The 3,768-nt window shown below is 66.2% G+C and carries 3 protein-coding genes; all 3 read right to left on the bottom strand.

Translation table 11 applies throughout. From position 1 onward, the window contains the following. Positions 1–94: 94 nt before the first annotated feature. The 3 genes from O3X23_RS43660 to O3X23_RS43650 all read right to left on the bottom strand — a co-directional run bounded on the left by O3X23_RS43660 (position 95) and on the right by O3X23_RS43650 (position 3,567). Positions 95–1,945: a hypothetical protein gene (locus tag O3X23_RS43660; protein ID WP_269280905.1), complete on the bottom strand. Its 1,851-nt coding sequence runs from the start codon at positions 1,943–1,945 to the stop codon at positions 95–97. Positions 1,946–2,095: 150 nt separating this feature from the next. Continuing rightward, on the bottom strand, positions 2,096–2,434 hold the full coding sequence (locus O3X23_RS43655; protein ID WP_443048160.1) for a helix-turn-helix domain-containing protein: 339 nt from the start codon (positions 2,432–2,434) through the stop codon (positions 2,096–2,098). A 2-nt stretch (positions 2,435–2,436) separates the two neighbouring features. Beyond that, complete coding sequence (locus tag O3X23_RS43650) at positions 2,437–3,567, bottom strand: tyrosine-type recombinase/integrase (protein ID WP_269280898.1); 1,131 nt, start codon at positions 3,565–3,567, stop codon at positions 2,437–2,439. Between the last annotated feature and the right edge of the window lie 201 nt (positions 3,568–3,768).

The raw sequence follows: 3,768 nt of genomic DNA, 5'->3' as shown, positions 1-3,768 counted from the left end.
GAAAGCAGCGGGTTCGCAGATTCTGAGAGCTGTCTGAGCACGAACCCGCTGCTGGTTGGGGTGTTGGGGTGGGTGAAGCGGCGGGTTGCCGCTGTTATGCCTGGGTGGGGTCGATCGTGAAGCGTTCGGGGTGGGCGGTGCGGACGTAGTGGATCGCGGTGTAGGAGGTGATCCCGAACAGGCGCATCAGCCGGACCGGGTCGGCGGACTCCCGCGCTTCGTCCAGGAATCGGTCCTGTCGGAGCCGGGTGAAGTTGATGCCGATGCGGTCTCGAAGTGAGCAGAAATTAGCGATGCTGACGGATGGACGATCGATGTGCAGTGCGGTGAGAGGGCTGACGATCAGGTAGGGGTTGGTGCTCAGGGGCCACCTGCGGTGACGTTCGGCCAGCCATTCCTTGACGAGTCGCAGAGCGAAATCGTCAAGGCAGATCACGTGATCGAGCCGGTTCGGCCTGCGGATTCGCAGGCGTCCTGTGGACCGGTCGAGGTCGTCGAGGAGGATCTCGGTGACTTGCTTGGGGCGGACCGCGTAGACAGCCATCAAGACCAGCGCGAGCCGGTCCTTCGTGCCGCCGGCCAGGTTGAGCAGACCTTTCAAGCGGTCCGCGGGGATCGGCCGGGGGACTCTGACCGGGGTAGTGAGGTGCACGTTTCTGGCTGGGTCGCGGAAGACTCGGCGCTCGCGTCGCAGGGCCCGGAACAAGGAGCGCAGTGAGGTGAACACGGAATAGTTGACGGCCGCCGACTTCACTTCCTGCTCGGTCACTTCGCCCAGCGAGGCGAGATGCTCCCAGGTGCTGAGGACTGAGACGACGTGAAGGACGTAACCGCGGATCGTGCCCCAGGGCATGGGCGGTGAGGGCCGTTTTCCGTTGCCCCGGAGCACGGCTATCCAGGCGTGGAGATCAGCCTGGAACTGGGCCGGTGCCTGGTCCACCCATCGGCGAACCGATGCCTCGTGAGTGCCGACGGTGTCTGAGTCGAACGCCAGCATGCCCTTTGCCTGGAGGAATCCGGCGACTCTCACGGTGTTGTAGTGCGGAGAGAGATCACCGACGCCCACGACGTCCTTCTCGGGGATCGTGGTTGCAGTGCCCAGCCAGGCCAGGAGAACCCGCAGGGTGCGAAGGCTCTTCTTTCGGGTGGCGCTCGACCATGCCTGGTCGCGGGCGAGCCGGTCGAGCTCGTCGACGACCGCCTGTGCTGGATCGCTGAGCTTCAGCAGGCCGGGGTGCGCGATGGCCTTCCAGTTCCTCTCCGGTGCCGGGAAGAGTTCGAGCTGGTCGGCGTCGATCAGATGCCGGGGCCAGTAGCGAAGCTCTTCCCGGTGTTGCTGAGCGTGCCGGTCCCTTGCGTTGTTGAGGTCGCGGCCGGTCCTGTTGACGTAGAGATCGATGTCGCCCCCGAACCACAGCTGGTCAGGGATCGGGGGGTTGGCCAGCGTCTGCTCCAGCTCGACGACGCGGCACCGACGGCAGCGTCCCAAGGAGAGCGGAAGCGTCCGGTGACACCGTCGGCAAGGGCCCCTCTGGCTGGAGCGTCGCCAGTTCTTGCAGGCGGAGCAGAGTTTCGCGGTGGTTCCCGACCAGGACAGGCAGTGCCCGCAGCTGACCGCCGACGGCTGGGAGTGAAGCGCGAGATGCCACTGGTTCGGGCGGCGCCGCAGTAGACCCGCGCAACGGAAGATCTCCACCACACGCCCGCGCAACTGGGGCAGTTGAGCGATGTCCTGTTCGCTCACCAGCACCTGGTCGGCCTCCCGGATGGCAAGCGCGAGGCGGGTCATGTGGAGGGCGAGCCTTTCCCAGGCGTCGCTCAGGTTCCGCTCGGCCGCCATCTGCGCGATGACGGGAGTCAGGGACGGCAGTTCCGGGAAGTCCCGGTCCATGATCCGGTGTGCGTGCTCGACTCTCAGTGCCCGCGGCGGTGCCGGCCAGGACATCTGGCCATGCACCTGTGCCGGGCAGACCCGTTGGTCGTCACGGACCAGCGGTGCCTGCGGATCCAGCACCAAGGGCCGCCAGTGGCCGTCCGGGATGGGCAGCTCGGGGAACCGGAAAACTCGCTGACGCCAATGCATCGTCCGCTGGCCTCAGTTGGGCGGAAGGCCGCGCGGACCACGCCCCGTTCCCGGAATCGGCCGGACCGCGGAACCTCGGTCCGGCCTGGCGCCGGCCACCCTGCGGTCCTCCTGCTCCCGGGAGGCGAGGTGCGGCTCTGGCTCGGCCTGCATGAGGTCCGCGACGGTGCAGTCCAGAGCCGCGCAGATCTTGTCCAGATCCTCCAGCCTCACCGTCACGGGCTTCCCGCTCCACAACGCCGCAACCTTGCTCAGCGACGGGGTGAAGCCCACCTCGGCCAGGACGGTCTGCAACTGGGTCGGACGCCAGATGTCCCGTTGGGCAGCGACCATCCGCAGGTTCCATTTCACCCTCAAGCCTCCAAACTCAGACGCCGGACCGCCCGGCGCGCGGACTGCAGACTCGCCAGTTCGGGATCGGCCTGAACGGTCGAAAGGTATCCGACCGTCGTACTGGCCCAGATATGGCCGAGGACCTTCTGCACGTCCCAGAGCGCCATGCCGCTCTCGTAGAGGTGCGTCGCCCTCGCGTGTCGCAGCAGATGCGGGAACAAGCAGGTCACAGGGCCTGGAAGATAGAGACCGCCGGCAGTCTTGAGCGCCTTGCGGAACGCATCAGGACGCACCGGCATGCCCACTGCGATGTTCAGGTCCACCACGGCCTGGGGCCGCCGTTCCGAAGGGAACAGCGGTGCAGCCGGGTCCAGGGCGTCGTCGCTGAACAAGCCACGGACGTCCTCGATGTACCACCACAGCAGTTCGCGTCCCTCCGCGAAGAGGTATGCCTGCCGTTCGCGCTTGCCCGACCCGCCGGCCCCTTTGCCCTGGACCACGAACCGGCCCCACTGACCGAGCTCCCAGTGGATGTCCCCGAGACGGACCGCGCAGAGCTCGCTCGCCCGGACACCGGAGATGTAGGCGATCTTCGCCATCACGTAGTCGCGTACGGCCACCGGATACTTGCGCGCTGACGGAAGCGACGCCCGCCACTTCGAGAAGCACTCGGCCAGGGCCCGCTGCGAAGGAGGAATCCGCAGCCCGAAGTCCCCGCGGTGTACCGGCCTGTTGAACGTATCGACCGGTGACTCCACCCTCGCACCGAAGCGGCGTGCGATCTCCCCTGCGTAACGCTGCTCCAGGAACGCGAAGTAGCTGTCGAGCTTGGTCAGCTTGCTCCGCATCGTCGAACGGGCCCGGCGCCCCGGCCCGGTGTAGAACCGGTCCACATGCCGCGGAGTGAGCCGCCAGGGCACCAAGTCGTAGAACGAACAAAGCTCCAGCACCGGCCTGACCAGATTCTCCAAGGTGCTGGGCGCAAGACCGGCGACGTCGCGGGCCCACAGATACTCCGACACGGTTTCCAGATAGAAGCCCTGCTCATCAACGGCATCGCTCTGTGCGGCAGCCCGCCGCTGGAGTATCTGGACATCGGCCAGACCACGGTCCTCGGCCTCAGCCGAAGGCAGCGCCTCGTCGTCCTCCACTTGCCCAGTCAGCAGCGTCAGACGGCGGCGACTTCCCGAATCCTGCATAGCATCGCAAGTTACCGGCCGTACTCGCAGAATGTGCCAGTTACTGCGAACATCTCACGCGTACCAATCAAGCCTGATAGGAGGGCTCCTACCTCCCCACTTGCACCTCAATCGGCAGGCACATCGCGAAGGAACCCGCGTGAACTCCAGTTG

The sequence above is a fragment of the Streptomyces sp. H39-S7 genome, assembly GCF_027158205.1.
Classification (GTDB): Bacteria; Actinomycetota; Actinomycetes; order Streptomycetales; family Streptomycetaceae; genus Actinacidiphila.
Note: the sequence above shows the minus strand (reverse complement) of the source record. Positions and strands in the feature narration are given on the sequence as shown.